Consider the following 17,381-nt stretch of genomic DNA (forward strand, 5'->3'; position numbering starts at 1 on the left):
GGCCCTCCTGGCAGGTCGACGGCCGGTCAGGCGTCGAGGCTCTCCACGTCGACGGCGTAGGCACCCTGCACGATGAAGTCCTTGCGCGGCGCGACCTCGCTGCCCATCAGCAGCTCGAAGACGGTGGTGGCCGCCTCGGCGTCGTCGACGGTGAGGCGGCGCAGGGTGCGGTGGCGCGGGTCCATGGTGGTCTCGGCCAGCTGGTCGGCGTCCATCTCGCCGAGACCCTTGTAGCGCTGCACGGGGTCCTTCCAGGCGACGTTCTTCTTCTTCAGCTCCGCCAGGCGGCGCTGCAGCTCGTCGTCGGAGTAGGTGTAGACGTACTTGTCCATCCCCTTCTTGGGGTTGGAGATCTCGATCCGGTGCAGCGGCGGCACTGCGGAGTAGACGCGGCCCTCGGCGATCAGGTCGGGCATGTACTTGAAGAACAGCGTGGCCAGCAGGCAGCGGATGTGGGCGCCGTCGGAGTCGGCGTCGGCCATGAAGATGATCTTGCCGTAGCGGGTCGCCTCGAGGTCGAAGGTGCGACCCGACCCGGCGCCGACCACCTGGATGATCGAGGCGCACTCGGCGTTCTTGAGCATGTCGGCCACCGAGGCCTTCTGGACGTTGAGGATCTTGCCGCGGATCGGCAGCAGCGCCTGGAACTCGGAGTTGCGCGCGAGCTTGGCGGTGCCGAGCGCGGAGTCGCCCTCGACGATGAACAGCTCGGTGCGCTCGTTGTCGGCCGCCCGGCAGTCGGCGAGCTTGGCCGGCAGGGCCGAGGACTCCAGGGCGTTCTTGCGGCGCTGGGTCTCCTTGTGCTGGCGGGCGGCGATCCGGGTCTTGGCGGCGCCGGCGACCTTCTCCATCACCAGCTTGGCCTGGGCCTTCTCGCCGCGCTTGCTGGAGGTGAGGAACTTCTTGAGCTCCGCGGCCACCACCCGGCGTACGACGGTGCGGGCCGCGGGGGTGCCGAGGATCTCCTTGGTCTGGCCCTCGAACTGCGGCTCGGCCAGCCGGACGGTGACCACCCCGGTCATCCCCTCGAGCACGTCGTCCTTGACCACGTCGTCGTCGTTGACCTTGAGCACCTTGCCGGCGCGCATCACGTCGTTGAAGGTGCGGGTCACGGCCTGCTCGAACCCGCTGACGTGGGTGCCGCCCTTGGGGGTGGCGATGACGTTGACGAACGAGCGCAGCTCGGTGTCGTAACCGGTGCCCCAGCGCAGCGCCACGTCGACGGCGAGCTCGCGCTCGACCTCCTGCGGCGTCATGTGGCCCTGCTCGTCGAGCAGCGGCACGGTTTCCTTGAACGTGTCGGTGCCCTGCAGCCGCAGCACCTCGGTGACCGGCTCGTCGGCGGCCAGGAACTCCGCGAACTCCGCGATGCCGCCGTCGTGGCGGAACTTCTCCTCGGTGGGGGTGTCGCCGCGCAGGTCGCGGATCACCAGCTCCAGGCCGGGGACGATGAACGACGTCTGCCGGGCCCGGCCCAGCAGCCCCTCGAGCTCGAAGGTGGCGTCGGGGGTGAAGATCTGCCGGTCGGGCCAGAACCGGATGTGGGTGCCGCTGCGGCCCTTGGCCACCCGCTTGCCCTTGCGGGTCAGGCCGGACCTCGCCGTGAACGGCGCGTCGGGACCGTCGCCGTCGAAGACGCCCGGCACGCCACGGCGGAAGCTGATCCCCTGCTGGCTCGGCGAGCGGTCGACGTCGATGTCCATCCGCGACGACAGCGCGTTGACGACCGAGAGGCCGACGCCGTGGAGGCCGCCGGTGGCGACGTAGGAGCCGCCGCCGAACTTGCCGCCGGCGTGCAGCTTCGTCGCCACCACCTCCACGCCGGGGAGCCCGGTCTTGGGCTCCTTGTCGGTGGGGATGCCGCGCCCGTCGTCGTAGACCTCGACCGAGCCGTCGGCGTTCAGCGTGACCTCGACCCGCTGCGCGGAGCCGGCCAGCGCCTCGTCGACGCCGTTGTCGATGATCTCCCACAGGCAGTGCATGAGCCCGCGCGTGTCGGTCGAGCCGATGTACATGCCCGGCCGCTTGCGGACGGCCTCCAGGCCCTCCAGGACCAGTAGGTGCGCTGCGTTGTAGGTGTTGTCGATCGGGGGGCTCCTGCGGGCGTCGGTGCGGGGTGGGACGTGGGTCGGACGCGGTCCTCGGGTACGTCCCCGAATCTACCCGCGACACGCCGCAGCGACATGGAGGCACGCCTGTAGGTGCCCGGGTCTACGGTGGGCGCACCAAGCACCACCGGCAGCACCGCAGCATCCGTGGTCCAGGTCACGGTTCGGGAACGAGGTTGTTCGCGGCATGAAAACCTGACCACGGGATACCTGACTCCGTGATTGGATCAACGTGTCAGGTGACACGCAGCACGGGGAATCTTGGGGCCTCGGGCTACGTTGCACCCGATACCGAGAAGATCGAGAAAGAAGGCCGATGTGACTACTGCCGTTGCACCCAGCACTCCGCTCACCGCGGCGGACCGCTGCGACCGTTGCGGAGCCCAGGCCTACCTCCGCGTGGAGCTCCAGTCCGGTGGCGAGCTCCTCTTCTGCGCCCACCACGCCCGCGAGCACGGTGACAAGCTGAAGCAGGTCGCCGCCACCATCGTCGACGAGACGCACAAGCTCGGCGACACCCCCGCCCCCGCGCCCGACGACGAGCGCTGACCAGACCACCCCGACGACTCGCACGACCCCGGACCTCCACGGTCCGGGGTCGTCGTCATTTCCCTGCGTTCCGGCCTGGCCGTCACCCACCTGTGGTCGCACTCCGGCCGGCCCACGGGATAGTCCCTGACGAAATGGCCCCCTCAGGGCCCTGCAGGCGACCAGAACGTCAGGGACTACCGCGCCCCCGGCCGCTCCTCCCAGCCCCTCCCCGGGCGGCCCACCGGGATAGTCCCTGACGTTCTCGGGGTCGAAGGGCCCGCGAGGGCCCGGAAACGTCAGGGACTATCCCGCCGCCGGCACCTGGTCCTCCGACGCTGCGGGTTGTGGAAGGGTCGGGCCATGAGCGTCACGGAGGTCCTGGTCGCGGTCGTGATCGCGATCGGGTTGGTCGGGATCCTGGTGCCGGTGCTGCCGGGGTCGGTGCTGGTGCTGGGAGCGGTGCTGGTCTGGGCGATCGAGGTGGGCAGCGGTACGGCGTGGGCGGTCTTCGCCATCGTGACCGCGCTGCTGGCTGTCGGCACCGTGGTCAAGTACCTCGTGCCGGGGCGGCGCCTCAAGGAGCAGGGCATCCCGGCGTCCACGCAGTGGGCGGGGGCGCTCCTGGCCGTGGTGGGCTTCTTCGTCGTCCCGGTGGTGGGGCTCTTCCTCGGGTTCGTGCTGGGCGTCTACCTCGCCGAACGACGCCGGGTCGGCGCCGCGCGGGCCTGGCCGTCCACCAAGGCGGCGCTGCGCGCGGTGGGGCTGAGCATCCTGATCGAGCTGGCGGCGGGCCTGCTGGCCGCCGCGACCTGGGTCGTCGGCGTCCTCGCGACCTGAACGGCGCAGGGCCGGGCCGCTGGGCCCGGGCCTGCGCGGTCGTACGACGAAGGGGGGTCAGTCGGTCGCGAGCCAGCGGGTCCAGCCGCGCGGCTTCTTCAGCCAGTCGGTGACCGGGTGCGAGCCGTCGCTGTCGTCGGTCATCCGCACGCCGACCCGCACCTCGTCGGCACCGCCGAGGCACTTGGCGGAGATGCGCACCTTGGCCTGCTTGGTGCCGCGGTCGAGCCGCATGATGTGGGGGCACGAGAGCGGGTTGGAAGCGTCCTTCCAGGCCTTGACCCGCACCAGCTGGTAGTCGGTGCCGTCGAAGAGGCCGCCGACGAGCCGGAGCTCGGGGCCCTTCCGGGCGCGGTCGGTGTCGACGTAGACCGAGATGCCGGAGGCGCCCTTCTTCGGCAGCGCGGCGAACCGCACCTTGACGAACAGCTCCTTGGCGGTGTGGTCGGCCGAGACCCGACGGATGTCGGTGGGCGAGGCGGTGGCGTCGGCGGGGTCGTCGAGGACGACCTGCTCGGCGGACGCGACGCCGGTCGCGCCGAGAGTGAGGGCGATGACGGCGGTCGCGCCCAGCGCGACGCGGCGGAGGGTGGTGATCACGGGGTTCTCCTCGGTGGACGGAACTCTGGGTGCTGGATCGATGTCACCACGGAAGACGTTCGCGGTCACGCAATGGTTGCAGCGTGGCGCAGCGGCGCGTCGTCCGCGCGACCCCCCGGGGTCCGCGATCCGGGGTACGGTGGTGCCCCGCCAGCCCGAGCACTCCGCCCGGGTCGCCGGCGGACGGGGAGGCTGGCCGTGACCACGACCGACGCACGTGAGGCGCCCTCCCTGGGTCGCCTGCTCGACGAGCTGCAGCGGGCCCGCCGCTCGCTCGCCGAGGTCCGCTCGCGGCCGCAGCGCCAGCGCAGCGAGGTCCGCGACGCCCACCACCGGCTGACGGTGGCGCTGGAGGCGTACGCCACCGCCCTGGCCCGCAGCGGCCGCCCGGTGCCCTACAAGCTCCGCGACGAGCTGCGGCTGTGCCGCGGCGTCGACCTGCTCCCCTGACCCGCTGAGACCCGGCGTCCGGCCGCCTCCGGACGTACGACGAGGGCCCGACCGCTGCGTGCGGTCGGGCCCTCGTCGTAGGTCGGGACGGGTGCTCAGTCGAGGTAGTCGCGCAGCACCTGCGAGCGCGACGGGTGCCGCAGCTTCGACATGGTCTTCGACTCGATCTGGCGGATCCGCTCGCGGGTCACGCCGTAGACCTTGCCGATCTCGTCGAGGGTCTTGGGCTGGCCGTCGGTGAGGCCGAACCGCATGCTGACCACGCCCGCCTCGCGCTCCGAGAGCGTGTCGAGAACGGCGTGCAGCTGCTCCTGGAGCAGCGTGAACGACACGGCGTCGGCCGGGACGATGGCCTCGGAGTCCTCGATCAGGTCACCGAACTCGGAGTCGCCGTCCTCGCCGAGCGGCGTGTGCAGCGAGATCGGCTCGCGGCCGTACTTCTGGACCTCGATGACCTTCTCGGGGGTCATGTCGAGCTCCTTGGCCAGCTCCTCCGGGGTGGGCTCGCGGCCCAGGTCCTGGAGCATCTGCCGCTGCACGCGGGCGAGCTTGTTGATGACCTCGACCATGTGCACCGGGATCCGGATGGTGCGGGCCTGGTCGGCCATCGCGCGGGTGATCGCCTGGCGGATCCACCACGTCGCGTAGGTCGAGAACTTGTAGCCCTTGGTGTAGTCGAACTTCTCGACCGCACGGATCAGGCCGAGGTTGCCCTCCTGGATCAGGTCGAGGAAGAGCATGCCGCGGCCGGTGTAGCGCTTGGCCAGCGAGACCACGAGGCGCAGGTTGGCCTCGAGCAGGTGGTTCTTGGCCCGGCGGCCGTCCTCGGCGATCCACTCGAGCTCCTCGAGCGTCTTCGGCGAGATCTTGCCGCCCTTGGCCAGCTTCTCCTCCGAGAACAGGCCGGCCTCGATCCGCTTGGCGAGCTCGACCTCCATCTCGGCGTTGAGGAGCGAGACCTTGCCGATCTGCTTGAGGTAGTCCTTGACCGGGTCGGCGGTCGCGCCAGCGACGGTGACCTGCTGCTCCGGCTCGTCGGTCTCGTCGGCCTGGGAGACGACGAACGTCGCCTCCTTCTCGTCCTCCACGATCGTGGGGTCGGCCTTGACGTCCTTCTCGAACTGCTCGTCCGGGATGTCGGGCAGCAGCTTCTTGCCGTCGGGACCGACCGCGGGCGCCACCGGCACCTCCACCGCGGGCTCGGCCGGTGCGGCCGCGGTCTTCTTCGCCGCCGCCTTCTTGGCCGGCGCGGCCTTCTTGGCGGGGGCGGCCTTGGCGGTCTTGGCCGGGGTCGACGCCCGCGCCGCAGCGACCTTGCCGGTCACGACCGGCACCTGCACGACGATGCCGAGCGCCGAGACGTGGGCGAGCAGCGCCTTGAGGTGACGCGGCTCGACCGCGGCCTCGTCACTGGCCCGCCGTACCTGGTCGGGGGTGAGGCTGCCGGTGGCGGTCCCCTGCTGGACCAGGGACACGATCGCGGGGTGGCTGAGCACCTCGGTGGGGAGCTTGCGTGCGTTCGAGGACACGAACACCTCTCGTAACTTGCCTGGAAGCCTGCGCCGGACGACCATTCGGACACCGGGGGTTCTGCGCCTCAGGGCGCAACAAGGCCCGGTGTCGTCAAGGCCTGGTCGTCATTCTGCCATGCCGCCAAGGCAACTCGGGCACTCCCCCGGCGGGTCAGCCGGCCTGGGCCTGGGCCGCGGCCTTCTTCTGCTTCTTGAAGTCGCGCACCTTCTGCAGCGAGTCCGGGTCGACGACGTCGGCGACCGACCGGTGCCCCTCGAGCGCGTAGTCACCAACGACCTTCTCCCAGCCGTCGGGCCGGACGCCGAGCTGCTTGGCCAGCAGGGCCACGAAGATCTGGGCCTTCTGCTTGCCGAAGCCGGGCAGCCCCATCACCCGCTTGAGCAGGTCCCTGCCGTCGTCCGCCTCGGTCCAGAGCCGCTCCGCGCGACCGTCGTAGGTCTCCTCCACGACCCGCGCCAGCTCCTGCAGCCGCGCCGACATCGAGCCCGGGAAGCGGTGGATCGCCGGCGGGGTGGAGCAGAGGGCGGTGAACTGCTCGGGGTCGGCCGCGGCGATCGCCGCGGGCTCGATCGAGCCGAACCGCTCCAGCACCTTGGCGGGCCCGCGGAAGGCGTGCTCCATCGGGTACTGCTGGTCGAGCATCATGCCGACCAGCAGCGCGAACGGTGAGTCGGTCAGCACCTGGTCGGCGCTCGCGTCGCCGGTGATGTGGATCGCCATGGCTCCATCCTGCCTGCCGGTGGGGTGGTCGGTGAGGCCGACCGGGCTCCGGCCGCGGACTCATCGCTCCGCGACGCGACGTCACGGCCTGTGGAGGAGCGGCGCCCGCGCGCCCGGACTGGGCGAGGCTGGCGCCATGCCGCTCCCTGGTGCGTACGACGACGGGCTGGTCGAGCCGCTGCCGCGGCCGCTGGCCCGGCTGCTGCGCACCGCGGCCTACGACCTGGCGACCTCGGAGCCGCGACGGGTGCACCCCCCGCTGGTGCACGTCGGGCAGCCGCGCACCGCGGAGGCGGTGGTCGCGGTCCGTCCCGACGAGCCGACCGACCACGCCCTGCGCACCGACGTGCTGGCCGCGATGCTGCGCCGGGTGCGGGCGCCCACGCTGCCGACGCCCGGGCCGCTGGTCTGGCTGACCCGCACCGGCCCGCTCGAGGAGGTGCAGGACGTCGACGCGCGGTGGCTGGCCGCCGCGCGGGCGGCCCACCTCGAGGCCGGGTTGGCGCTGGTCTTCGTGGTGGTCAACCGCCACGGCTGGCGCGACCCGCGGTCGGGGACCCAGCGCCGCTGGCAGCGGCTGCGACGCCGCTGAGGTCAGTCCCAGGCGTGGACCGGCTCGTTGGAGTGCATCCGGTCGCGGTAGTCGAGCAGCGTGGCGCGCAGCGCGTCGAAGCGCTCCTGGTCGGCCCGCTCGGCCATCCGTCGCACGAACCAGTCGGCGCCGTTGGTGTGCTGGAGGCAGCGCTGCTCGATGATGCCGAGCAGCCGGTCGCGGACCTCGGTCTCGACACCCCACTCGGCCAGCCCCTCGTGGGCCAGCGGCAGCAGCCGGCGCAGCACCAACTCGGTGGCCGGCACCTGCCCCACGCCGGGCCAGTAGACCTGGGCGTCGATGCCGTGCTGGGCGGCGACGTGGAAGTTCTCCTCGGCGGCGCTGAACGACATCTGCGACCAGATCGGGCGCTCGCTCGCGGCCAGGCTGCGCACCAGCCCGAAGTAGAACGCCGCGTTGGCGATCGTGTCGGCCACGGTCGGCCCGGCGGCCAGCACCCGGTTCTCGACGCGCAGGTGGGGGACGTCGTCGGCGACGTCGTAGATCGGTCGGTTCCAGCGGTAGATCGTGCCGTTGTGCAGGCGCAGCTCGGCCAGCTCGGGCGTGCCCCCGGACTCGAGCACCGCGAGCGGGTCCTCCTCCTCGGTGATCGGCAGCAGCGCGGGGAAGTAGCGCACGTTCTCCTCGAAGAGGTCGAAGACCGAGGTGATCCACCGCTCGCCGAACCAGACCCGCGGCCGCACCCCCTGCGCCTTCAGCTCCTCGCTGCGGGTGTCGGTGGCCTGCTCGAACAGCGGGATCCGGGTTTCGCGCCACAGCTGCTTGCCGAGCAGGTAGGGCGAGTTGGCGCCGAGGGCGAGCTGGATCGCCGAGATCGCCTGGGAGGCGTTCCAGTACGCCGCGAAGTCGTCCGGGGAGGTCTGCACGTGGAACTGGGTGCTGGTGCAGGCGGCCTCCGGCACGATCGAGTCGGCGGTGGTGCGCAGCCGCTCACCGGGTGCGGTGCCGGCGATGTCGATGCTGATGTCCTCGCCGCGCGCGTCGAGGATCTGCTCGCTGAGCAGCAGGTAGCGCGAGCTGGCGCTGATCGAGTGCACGCCCATGTGGCCCTCGGCCAGGGTGGGCAGCACGCCGATCATCACCAGGTGGGCGCCGACGGCGGCCGACTTCGTCTCGGCGTCGTTGAGGCTGCGGCGCAGGCTCTCCTCGAACGTCGTCAGGCCGCCCTCGCGCAGCGACGCGGGCGCGACGTTGATCTCGATGTTGAACTGGCCCAACTCGGTCTGGAAGTCGGGGTCGGCGATCGCCTCGAGCGCCTCACTGTTGCGCAGCGCCGGGTCGCCGGCCTCGTCGACCAGGTTGAGCTCGACCTCCAGCCCGGTGAGCGGGTCGTCGGTGTCGAAGCGCTCCTCGCGCAGCATCCGGGCGAACACGTCGAGGCAGCGCCGCACCTTCTCGCGGTGCCGCGTGCGATCGGCCCGGGAGAACTCCTGCGCGTCGACCTCGGCTCCCATGGCCCGACCCTACGGCGGCATCGGTGACCAGGTCGACGGCGGCACCGCGTGGCCGAGCAGGTCGGCGACCAGCAGCGCGAGCGAGTGGCGCGGCTGCACGGCCAGGCACCGGTCGACCGCGCACCAGGCCAGGGCGCCGTCGCCGGCCAGCCAGGCCACCAGGCCCAGCACCGCCGCCGGCCCGGCGACCAGGTCGTCGGGAGCGCGCCGCACGGCGTCGCCCCACAGCCGCACGTGGTCGCGGGCCTCGTCGCGCGACACCCAGCCCCAGGCGGCGTCGCGGGCGGCGGGGTCGTCGAGCGAGACGAGCACCGAGGCGAGGTCGAGGTCGCTGAACCGGCCGTCGTCGAGCGCGGACCGCACCGCCTGCTCGACGCCGGCCGGGGCCAACGGCACGGTGAGCGCGGTCAGTCCACGCACCGGCCGGCGGGGCAGCGGGTCGAGGGTGGCGGCCAGCTCCTCGCGGGAGGAGTGGGTGACCCGACCGTCGAGCACCGCCTGGGCGGCGAAGGGGTGGACGGCGGGGTCGAGCGCGACCCCCTCGGCAGGCACCGTCGAGCCCGGCAGCAGCCGGAACCACCGGCCACCTGCACAGCGCAGCCGGTCGGGGACGTCGACGCCGGCCGCCTCCAGCGCCTCGCCGAGTGCGTCGCTGGTCGTGCGGGCGAGCGCCTCGTCGTCGGTGTAGAGCACCGGGATCGCGCGCTCCACCCGGTGCCGCCGGGCCGGCTCGAGCAGCAGCTCCACGGTGGGCTCGACCTCCTCGGGGCCGGCCGGCAGGTCGATGCGCGCGTGGAAGGCGTCGGTGCCGCCGAAGGTCAGCAGCACCACCGACTCGCGTGGCACGAAGCCGAGCAGCACAGGCACGGCAGCCAGCACGTCGTCGGGCGAGCGCAGCACCAGCGTCGCGCGCCGGTCTGGTGGACGCGCAGGACGACTCGGACGGGCCGGACCGCCCGACTGGGAGGGCGGGCGGGCCGGGGACGGACGGCGGGAGGACGAGGGCGGCGGAGGCGTGGTCATGGCCCGACGCTCCCCGGTCGCGCCGACCGGCGCACCCGGCCGGGTCGCGCCTGTGGAGGACGGCGTCCGGGGGGTCGCTGTGGAGGCCAGGTGGCCCGTCGGTGCCGCGAGGTAGGTTCCGCCTGTGCGTGCCCAGGCCTCCGTGCTCCACCTCGACCTGGACGCCTTCTTCGCGGCGGTCGAGCAGCGCGACAAGCCGTCGCTGCGCGGCAAGCCGGTCGTGGTGGGCGGGGTCGGCGGTCGCGGGGTCGTGGCCACGGCGTCGTACGAGGCCCGCACCTACGGCGTCCGGTCGGCGATGTCGACCCGCGAGGCCCGGGCCCGCTGCCCGCACGCGGCGTTCCTCAGCGGCCGGTTCCACGCCTACCGCGAGGCCAGCGCCCGGGTGATGGCCGAGCTGCGTGCGCTCTCGCCGCTCGTCGAGCCGCTCTCGCTCGACGAGGCGTTCGTCGACCTCGCGCAGGCCGGGCTGCCCGACCTCGAGGTCGAGACGGTCACCGCCGTGGCCGAGGAGCTGCGGCGGCGGGTGCGCGAGGCCACCGGCGGGCTGACCGCCTCGGTCGGGGTGGGCACCTCGAAGTTCATCGCCAAGGTCGCCTCCGACCTGCACAAGCCCGACGGGCTCACGGTGGTGCCGCCCGGCACCGAGCGCGCGCTGCTGCACCCGATGCACGTCTCGGTGATCCCCGGCGTGGGGCCGGCCACCGCCGAGCGGCTGCGCCGGGCCGGCATCCACACCGTCGCCGACCTCGAGGCGGTCGGCCTCGACGAGCTGGTCGGCCTGGTCGGCAGAGCCCACGGCACCGGCTTGCACCAGCTGGCCCGCGCCCAGGACGACCGGCCGGTGGTGGCCGAGCGCGAGGCCAAGTCGGTGAGCGTCGAGGGCACCTACGACACCGACCTCGCCGACCGCTCGCTGATGGCCCACCTGCTCACCCGCCAGGCCGGCGAGGTGGCGACCAGGCTGCGCAAGAGCGGGCTGTCCGGCCGCACCGTGTCGATCAAGGTGCGGCTGCACGACTTCACCACGCTGAGCCGGTCGACCACGCTCTCCTCCCCCACCGACCAGACGGCGACGATCGCCAAGCTGGCCCGCGGCCTGCTCGCCGACCTCGACACCAGCGGCGGCGTACGCCTGCTCGGCGTGGGCGTCTCGGGGCTGGCCGACTGGGTGCAGGAGGACCTCTTCGGCGAGACCGAGGACGACGACGAGCCGGTCGCGGTCGAGCTGCCGCCGTCGTCGCGGCCCACCTGGTCGCCCGGGATGGACGTCGTGCACGAGGAGCACGGCCGGGGGTGGGTGTGGGGCTCTGGCCGGGGCGTGGTGACCGTGCGGTTCGAGACCGCCGAGTCGCCGGCCGGGCCGGTGCTGAGCCTCCCGCTCGACGACCCGGCGCTCAGCGCGTGGCGCCACCCCGCGCCGGAGGACGCCCCGCCCGCGTGAACCGCAGCGGGTCGCCGGGCCGCAGCTGCCCGCAGACCCACAGGTCGTCGGGGTGCACCACCGCCACCACCGGGTAGCCGCCGGTCACGGGGTGGTCGGCGAGGAACACCACCGGGCGCCCGTCGGGCGGCACCTGCACCGCGCCGAGCACCATCCCCTCGCTGGGCAGCTCGCCCTCGCGGGTGCGCGGCAGCGGCGGCCCGTCGAGCCGCAGCCCCACCCGGTCGGAGTCATCCGTCACGACGTACGACGCCGCGCACAGCGACCCGACGGGGTCGGGCCCGCACCAGTCGGCCCGCGGCCCGGGCAGCAGCCGCACCGGGCCGGGCACCGGCTCGCGGGGCGTGTCGACCGGCTCGGGTCGCCCGACCGCCGGTCCCAGCGGCAGCACGGCGCCCGACGAGACCCGCGGTGGCCCGACCCAGGCCAGGGTGTCGGTGGCGCGCGAGCCGAGCACCGGCTCGACCTCGATCCCGCCGGCGACGGCGACGTAGGTGCGCACCCCGGAGGGCGGTGCCGCCAGCCGCAGCTCCGCGCCGGCCGGCAGCCACTCGGGGCGGGCGCTCCCCCGGGCACGGCCGTCGACGGTCACCGGCGCCGGGGCGCCGGTCACCGCCACCCAGCGGCCCGCGTCGGCCCGGACCGCCAGCCCGCCGAGGGTCACCTCGAGCAGCGCGGCGTCCGGGGGGTTGCCGACCAGCCGGTTGGCCAGCGCGGCGGCCGGGGCGTCGAGCGGTCCGGCGCGCGGCACGCCCAGGTGGGCGAGGCCGGGGCGGCCGCGGTCCTGCACCGTGGTCAGCACCCCGGCGTCGAGGACGAGCAGCCCGCTCATGCCGGCACCAGCCGCACCCGAGTGCCGGGCGCGAGCAGCGCCGGGGAGTCGCGGCTGGGGTCCCAGAGCTCGGCCGAGGTGTGCCCGAGCAACCGCCAGCCGCCGGGCGAGGCGGTGGGGTAGACGCCGCACCACGTGTCGGCCACCGCCACCGAGCCGGCCGGCACCCGCGGGCGCGGCGTCGCGAGCCGCGGCACCGCGAGCCGGTCCGGCAGCCCGGCGAGGTAGGAGAAGCCGGGGGCGAACCCGCTGAACGCCGCGACCAGCTCGGTGCCGGCCAGCCGCTCGGCCACACCAGCAGCGTCGGTGCCCCAGCGCTGCGCCACGTCGTCGAGGTCGGCGCCGTCGTAGACGACCGCGAGCTCGACCAGCGGACCCGGCTCGGCCCGCTCCTCGGGGCGCCACGCGCCCAGCACCGCGGCGACGCCGTCGGGGTCGGCCACCCCGTCGAGCAGCACCGTGCGCGCGGCCGGCACCACGTCGACCACGGCGAGCCCGCTCGCCCGTACCCAACGGGCGAGCGAGAGCGCGGCCACGGCGTCGGGCACCTCCACCAGGAAGGAGCGCTCACCGAACGGGAGGGCCTGCACCCCACCAGTGTGGCGGTCAGGAGGCGCCCACGGATGGACCGGCGCCGAGGTGGGCACGAATGGGTGAGGGCCTCTTGACGGTATGAGCGTCAAGAGGCCCTCGGCTCGAGGCAGTTGCGGTGACGTCCGCCTCGACCAGGCCGCCGCTCCGACCCCGCCGACCCCGTCACCGGGCCGACGCCCCGGGTCTCCCCGGGGTGCGGATCCTTGCTCCTGCCTGGTCCCGACTCCCCCGCCGGCGAGCCGCCGGGTGAATCGGTAGGGAGAGTTCTACGGCGGCCTGGCGGCGCCGCGCAAGGGTTTCGGGGCGATGCCCCGACATTCCCGCGTTCCCACAGGCCGGTCCACAACCCGGCGGCTGTCGTCCACAGGCACGGGCCGTTCTCCACAGCACGCCGGCGCCGCTGTGGAGATCCGGTCTGGACCTCAGAGGCCGCGCAGCTCCACCCCGGCGTCGGCCAGCGCCCGGCGTACGGCACGAGCGTGCTCGACCGCCCCCGGGGAGTCGCCGTGCACGCACAGCGAGTCGACGTTCTCGGCCAGCAGCAGCGCCCGGGTCGCCACCTCGTCAGGGTCGCCGACGAGCGCGTCCGGGTGGTCGCGCGGCAGCAGCCGCCCGTCGTCGCCGTAGCCCCGGTCGGGGAAGCCCTCGTGGTGGACCGTGCGGCCGACGGCCCCGGCCTGCGTGAGCAGCTCGCCCGGCATGCCGAGCACAGGGAGCGCGCCCGAGCCCGCCAGCACCGCGGCGGCCTGCTCGGCGTCGTCGAGCACCCGGTGGTAGAGCGCGCCGTGCGGCTTGAGGTAGCGCACCGCGGTGCCCGCCGCCGCGGCGATCTCGGCCAGCGTGCCGACCTGGTCCGTGACCTGCTCGCGCAGCAGGTCGGGCGCGACGTCCCGCGCCACCCGGCCGAAGCCCGCGCGGTCGGCGTAGGACACCTGGGCGCCCACCGACACCCCGCGCTCGGCCGCCTCCGCGCACACGGCGCGCATGATCGCCGCCGAGCCGGCGTGGTAGCCGCAGGCGACGTTGGCGCTGGTCACCACCGCCAGCAAGGCGGAGTCGTCGGTGACCTCCTCGCCGAGGTCCGCGTTGAGGTCGATCGTCCGGGCTGCCACGGGACGACGCTAGCCGGGTGGGTACGTTCGGGCCATGCCTGACGCCGACCCCGCCCCGCGACCGCCCGTCGCCGACCGTCGACCCACCACCCGCGAGATCCACGGGCACGTGCGCACCGACGACTACGAGTGGCTGCGCGACAAGGAGGACCCCGAGGTCCGCGCGCACCTCGAGGCCGAGAACGCCTACACCCAGGCCCGCACCGCCCACCTGGCCGACCTGCGCCAGGCGATCTTCGACGGCATCAAGGCCCGCACCCGCGAGACCGACCTGTCGGTGCCGACCCGCAGCCGGGGCCACTGGTACTACGGCCGCTCCTTCGAGGGCCGCGAGTACGGCGCGTCGTGCCGGGTGCCGGTCGCCGACCCCGACGACTGGACGCCGCCGCGGCCCGCGGAGGACTGCGCTCCCGACCAGCCCGCGCTCCCCGGCGAGCAGGTGCTGCTCGACCTCGACGCGCTGGCCGAGGGCCACGAGTTCTTCTCCCTCGGCGGCTCCAGCGTGAGCCCCGACGGCAACCTGCTGGCCTACGCCACCGACACGGTCGGCGACGAGCGCTACACGATCCGGGTCAAGGACCTCACCACCGGCGAGCTGCGCGAGGACGAGATCACCGGCGCGCTCGGCGGCGGCACCTGGGACCGTGCCGGCGAGCACCTCTACTACACGACCGTCGACGAGTCCTGGCGCGCCGACAAGGTCTGGCGGCACCGGCTCGGCACCGCCCAGGCCGACGACGAGCTGGTGCACCACGAGACCGACGGCCGGTTCTTCGTGGGCGTGGGCCGCAGCCGCACCGACCGCTTCATCGTGGTCGTGAGCGGCTCCAAGGTCACCAGCGAGTACCGCTACCTCGACGCCGAGCACCCCGAGCTCGGCCTCCAGCTCTTCAGCCCGCGCCGAGAGGGCCTGGAGTACTCCATCGACCACGCCGTCATCGGCGGCGAGGACTGCTTCCTGGTGCTCCACAACCACGCCGGCCCCGACTTCGAGCTCGGCCGGGCGCCCGTCTCCCCCACGCCGCCCGAGGAGTGGACCCCCCTGCTGGCCCACACCTCCGGCGTCCGGCTCGAGGACGTCGACGCCTTCGCCGGCCACCTGGTCGTCCACCAGCGCAGCGAGGGGCTCACCCAGCTGCGGATCATCGAGCTCGGCGGGGAGGTCGACGAGCGCGGGCTCGGCGAGGACTACCTCGTGGAGTTCGACGACGAGGTCTACACCGTCGGCTCGGGCAGCAACCCCGGCTTCGGCCAGCCGACGGTCCGGCTCGGCTACACCACCATGGCCAAGCCCGCCTCGGTCTACGACTACGACGTGCGCACCCGCGAGCTGACCCTGCTGCGGCAGACGCCGGTGCTCGGTGGCTACGACCCCGACGACTACGAGGAGCACCGGCTCTGGGCCACCGCCGACGACGGCGAGCGGGTGCCGATCTCGCTGGTGGCGCGCAAGGGCGCCGCCGACGCCGGGCCGGTGCCGGTGCTGCTCTACGGCTACGGCGCCTACGAGGTCTCGATCGACCCCTACTTCTCCGTCGCCCGGCTGGCGCTGCTCGACCGCGGTGCGGCGTTCGCGATCGCCCACGTGCGCGGCGGCGGCGAGATGGGCCGGCGCTGGTACGAGGGCGGCAAGCTCTACGCCAAGCAGAACACCTTCTCCGACTTCATCGCCTGCGCGCGCCACCTCGTCGAGACCGGCTGGACCCGGCCCGAGGTGCTGGTGGCCGAGGGCGGCAGCGCCGGCGGGCTGCTGATGGGCGCGGTGGCCAACCAGGCACCCGACCTGTTCGGCGGCGTCGTGGCCGCGGTGCCGTTCGTCGACGCGCTGACCAGCATGCTCGACGCCAGCCTGCCGCTGACCGTCACCGAGTACGACGAGTGGGGCAACCCCGAGGACGACCCGGCGGTCTACGACTACATGGCGTCGTACTCGCCGTACGACAACGTCGCGGAGCAGCGCTACCCGGCGATCCTCGCCGAGACCTCCCTGAACGACACCCGGGTGCTCTACGTCGAGCCCGCGAAGTGGGTGGCCCGGCTGCGCGAGCGGGCCGTCAACGGCGCGGACGTGCTGCTGCGCACCGAGATGTCGGCCGGCCACGGCGGCGTCTCCGGGCGCTACAAGGCCTGGCACGACCGGGCCTTCTCGCTGGCCTGGATCCTGGACCGGATGGGGCTGGCCGAAACCGAGCCGTCCTGAGGTCCCCCGTCCTCCCGGACGGGCGGGACCTCCGCCCGGCGCCCGGCCAAACCCCGGCGGCCCTGAGAAGTCCCTGAGAGTACGGGCCGGAGGCAACTCCGCCGTGCGCCCGGTCGTCCTTACCTCCTGAAGGCGCACGTATGGCCGGGGAATCCCGCGGTCACCGTGGGCGTTGTGACCAGCGTGGATCGCTCTCAGCGATCGACGCAGAAGGAGGGTTCCCCATGGCTGCTCGCACCACCACACGCACTGCCGGCGCGACGCGCGAGATCGAGGGCCGCGACAGCGTTGGCCTCTACCTCGACGAGATCGCGCGCAACCCCCTCCTCGACGCCGCCGCCGAGGTCGAGCTCTCGAAGACGATCGAGGCCGGCCTGATGGCCGAGGCGCTCCTGGCCGAGGGCCGGGTGGGTCGCAAGAAGGGCGGCGCCCCCATGTCGGCCACGGAGGCCGAGCTGGAGTGGCTCGCCGAGGAGGGCCGCAAGGCCGTCGACACGTTCATCACCGCCAACCTGAGGCTGGTCGTCTCCATCGCGCGCAAGTACGGCCGGGCGCAGATGCCGATGCTCGACCTGATCCAGGAGGGCAACACCGGCCTGATCCGTGCGGTCGAGAAGTTCGACTACACCAAGGGCTACAAGTTCTCCACCTACGCCACCTGGTGGGTCCGTCAGGCGATCACCCGCGGCATCGCGCAGCAGGCGCGCGTCGTCCGCCTGCCCGTCCACGTGGTCGAGGAGCTCAACCAGGTCGGCGGCGCCCGTCGCACGCTCGAGCGCCAGCTCGGCCGCGACCCCGAGCCGCAGGAGATCGCCGAGGAGCTCGGCATGGACCTCGACCGGGTGCTCGACCTGATGGCGTGGGGCCGCGAGCACGTCAGCCTCGACTCCCCCGTCGACGAGGACGGCGACACCTCGCTGGGCGACCTGATGGCCCAGGAGACCTCGCCGGGGCCCGACCTCGAGGTGCTCGACGTCGAGTCGCGCGACCGGCTCAACGACCTGGTCGCCCACCTCGACGAGCGCGCTGCCGACATCATCCGCTCCCGCTACGGCCTCACCGACGGCCGCCAGCACAAGCTCGCCGACATCGGGGCCAAGCACGGCATCTCCGCCGAGCGGGTGCGCCAGCTCGAGCGGGAGGCGCTGCAGAAGCTGCGCCGCATCGCCGATCCCGACCTGGCGGCCTGAGCCCCGACCCCCGCCGCCGGGACCGTCTCCCGGGAGCCCTCGTCGCACGCCGACGGGGGCTCTTGGCGTCTCCGGGCCCCGGGGGGGGGGGGGGGGGGGGGGGGGGGGGGGGGGGGGGGGGGGGGCGGGGGGGGGGGGGG

16 protein-coding genes are annotated in these 17,381 nt (G+C 73.5%); 7 read left to right on the plus strand and 9 right to left on the minus strand.

Annotated features, from left to right (window positions below):
- Positions 1 to 26: 26 nt before the first annotated feature.
- Positions 27 to 2,159 (minus strand): type IIA DNA topoisomerase subunit B, encoded by a 2,133-nt coding sequence (locus JT721_RS17470; RefSeq protein WP_374220894.1) that lies wholly within the window; start codon positions 2,157 to 2,159, stop codon positions 27 to 29.
- 267 nt (positions 2,160 to 2,426) lie between these two features.
- On the opposite strand from JT721_RS17470, the gene JT721_RS17475 reads away from it, so the two are divergent.
- Together JT721_RS17475 and JT721_RS17480 are read left to right on the plus strand one after the other, a co-directional pair.
- Positions 2,427 to 2,657, plus strand: coding sequence for a hypothetical protein (locus tag JT721_RS17475; RefSeq protein WP_205474546.1), 231 nt, complete (start codon positions 2,427 to 2,429; stop codon positions 2,655 to 2,657).
- Between the two features lie 342 nt (positions 2,658 to 2,999).
- Positions 3,000 to 3,476 carry a DUF456 domain-containing protein gene (locus JT721_RS17480; protein WP_205474547.1) on the plus strand — a complete coding sequence of 159 codons (477 nt, stop codon included), beginning with the start codon at positions 3,000 to 3,002 and terminating at the stop codon, positions 3,474 to 3,476.
- Between the two features lie 57 nt (positions 3,477 to 3,533).
- On the opposite strand, the gene JT721_RS17485 is transcribed toward JT721_RS17480, so the two are convergent.
- The gene (locus JT721_RS17485) at positions 3,534 to 4,076 is read right to left on the minus strand and encodes a hypothetical protein (protein ID WP_205474548.1); all 543 of its coding nucleotides are present in this window, start codon (positions 4,074 to 4,076) and stop codon (positions 3,534 to 3,536) included.
- A 198-nt stretch (positions 4,077 to 4,274) separates the two neighbouring features.
- Between JT721_RS17485 and JT721_RS17490 the strand changes: the two genes are divergently transcribed.
- Positions 4,275 to 4,526 (plus strand): hypothetical protein, encoded by a 252-nt coding sequence (locus JT721_RS17490; RefSeq protein ID WP_205474549.1) that lies wholly within the window; start codon positions 4,275 to 4,277, stop codon positions 4,524 to 4,526.
- A gap of 95 nt (positions 4,527 to 4,621) precedes the next feature.
- Here the strand turns inward: JT721_RS17490 and JT721_RS17495 are convergent, their stop codons facing one another.
- Complete coding sequence (locus JT721_RS17495; protein ID WP_307828114.1) at positions 4,622 to 6,061, minus strand: RNA polymerase sigma factor; 1,440 nt, start codon at positions 6,059 to 6,061, stop codon at positions 4,622 to 4,624.
- A 148-nt stretch (positions 6,062 to 6,209) separates the two neighbouring features.
- Entirely contained in the window at positions 6,210 to 6,779 is a 570-nt protein-coding gene (locus JT721_RS17500) for an HhH-GPD-type base excision DNA repair protein (protein ID WP_205474551.1), read from the minus strand.
- A gap of 136 nt (positions 6,780 to 6,915) precedes the next feature.
- Between JT721_RS17500 and JT721_RS17505 the strand changes: the two genes are divergently transcribed.
- On the plus strand, positions 6,916 to 7,371 hold the full coding sequence (locus JT721_RS17505; protein WP_205474552.1) for a hypothetical protein: 456 nt from the start codon (positions 6,916 to 6,918) through the stop codon (positions 7,369 to 7,371).
- 2 nt (positions 7,372 to 7,373) lie between these two features.
- Here the strand turns inward: JT721_RS17505 and JT721_RS17510 are convergent, their stop codons facing one another.
- A complete protein-coding gene (locus tag JT721_RS17510) occupies positions 7,374 to 8,846 on the minus strand; it encodes a glutamate--cysteine ligase (protein ID WP_205474553.1) in 1,473 nt (490 codons plus the stop codon).
- 9 nt (positions 8,847 to 8,855) lie between these two features.
- Positions 8,856 to 9,746, minus strand: coding sequence for a DUF4192 domain-containing protein (locus JT721_RS17515; protein WP_205474554.1), 891 nt, complete (start codon positions 9,744 to 9,746; stop codon positions 8,856 to 8,858).
- A gap of 247 nt (positions 9,747 to 9,993) precedes the next feature.
- Between JT721_RS17515 and JT721_RS17520 the strand changes: the two genes are divergently transcribed.
- The gene (locus JT721_RS17520) at positions 9,994 to 11,313 is read left to right on the plus strand and encodes a DNA polymerase IV (RefSeq protein ID WP_205474555.1); all 1,320 of its coding nucleotides are present in this window, start codon (positions 9,994 to 9,996) and stop codon (positions 11,311 to 11,313) included.
- Here the strand turns inward: JT721_RS17520 and JT721_RS17525 are convergent.
- The 3 genes from JT721_RS17525 to JT721_RS17535 all read right to left on the minus strand — a co-directional run bounded on the left by JT721_RS17525 (position 11,267) and on the right by JT721_RS17535 (position 13,851).
- Positions 11,267 to 12,145 carry a biotin-dependent carboxyltransferase family protein gene (locus JT721_RS17525; RefSeq protein ID WP_205474556.1) on the minus strand — a complete coding sequence of 293 codons (879 nt, stop codon included), beginning with the start codon at positions 12,143 to 12,145 and terminating at the stop codon, positions 11,267 to 11,269. The two genes, JT721_RS17520 and JT721_RS17525, sit on opposite strands and share 47 nt — an antisense overlap.
- Positions 12,142 to 12,735, minus strand: coding sequence for an allophanate hydrolase subunit 1 (locus JT721_RS17530; RefSeq protein ID WP_205474557.1), 594 nt, complete (start codon positions 12,733 to 12,735; stop codon positions 12,142 to 12,144). Before JT721_RS17530 ends, JT721_RS17525 begins: the two co-directional genes overlap by 4 nt.
- Before the next feature lie 426 nt (positions 12,736 to 13,161).
- Positions 13,162 to 13,851 (minus strand): 5-oxoprolinase subunit PxpA, encoded by a 690-nt coding sequence (locus JT721_RS17535; protein WP_307828115.1) that lies wholly within the window; start codon positions 13,849 to 13,851, stop codon positions 13,162 to 13,164.
- A 34-nt stretch (positions 13,852 to 13,885) separates the two neighbouring features.
- On the opposite strand from JT721_RS17535, the gene JT721_RS17540 reads away from it, so the two are divergent.
- Together JT721_RS17540 and JT721_RS17545 are read left to right on the plus strand one after the other, a co-directional pair.
- Positions 13,886 to 16,051, plus strand: coding sequence for a S9 family peptidase (locus tag JT721_RS17540; protein ID WP_205474558.1), 2,166 nt, complete (start codon positions 13,886 to 13,888; stop codon positions 16,049 to 16,051).
- Between the two features lie 224 nt (positions 16,052 to 16,275).
- Entirely contained in the window at positions 16,276 to 17,241 is a 966-nt protein-coding gene (locus JT721_RS17545; protein ID WP_205474559.1) for an RNA polymerase sigma factor RpoD/SigA, read from the plus strand.
- Positions 17,242 to 17,381 lie beyond the last annotated feature (140 nt).

It is taken from the genome of Nocardioides sp. SYSU D00038 (assembly GCF_016924665.1).
Classification (GTDB): Bacteria; Actinomycetota; Actinomycetes; order Propionibacteriales; family Nocardioidaceae; genus Nocardioides.

Coding starts and splice junctions, on each gene's coding strand:
- JT721_RS17480 (WP_205474547.1), top strand. CDS start 3,000: ATGAGCGTCACGGAGGTCCTGGTCGCGGTCGTGATCGCGATCGGGTTG.
- JT721_RS17500 (WP_205474551.1), bottom strand. CDS start 6,779: ATGGCGATCCACATCACCGGCGACGCGAGCGCCGACCAGGTGCTGACC.
- JT721_RS17505 (WP_205474552.1), top strand. CDS start 6,916: ATGCCGCTCCCTGGTGCGTACGACGACGGGCTGGTCGAGCCGCTGCCG.
- JT721_RS17510 (WP_205474553.1), bottom strand. CDS start 8,846: ATGGGAGCCGAGGTCGACGCGCAGGAGTTCTCCCGGGCCGATCGCACG.
- JT721_RS17525 (WP_205474556.1), bottom strand. CDS start 12,145: ATGAGCGGGCTGCTCGTCCTCGACGCCGGGGTGCTGACCACGGTGCAG.
- JT721_RS17540 (WP_205474558.1), top strand. CDS start 13,886: ATGCCTGACGCCGACCCCGCCCCGCGACCGCCCGTCGCCGACCGTCGA.
- JT721_RS17545 (WP_205474559.1), top strand. CDS start 16,276: ATGGCTGCTCGCACCACCACACGCACTGCCGGCGCGACGCGCGAGATC.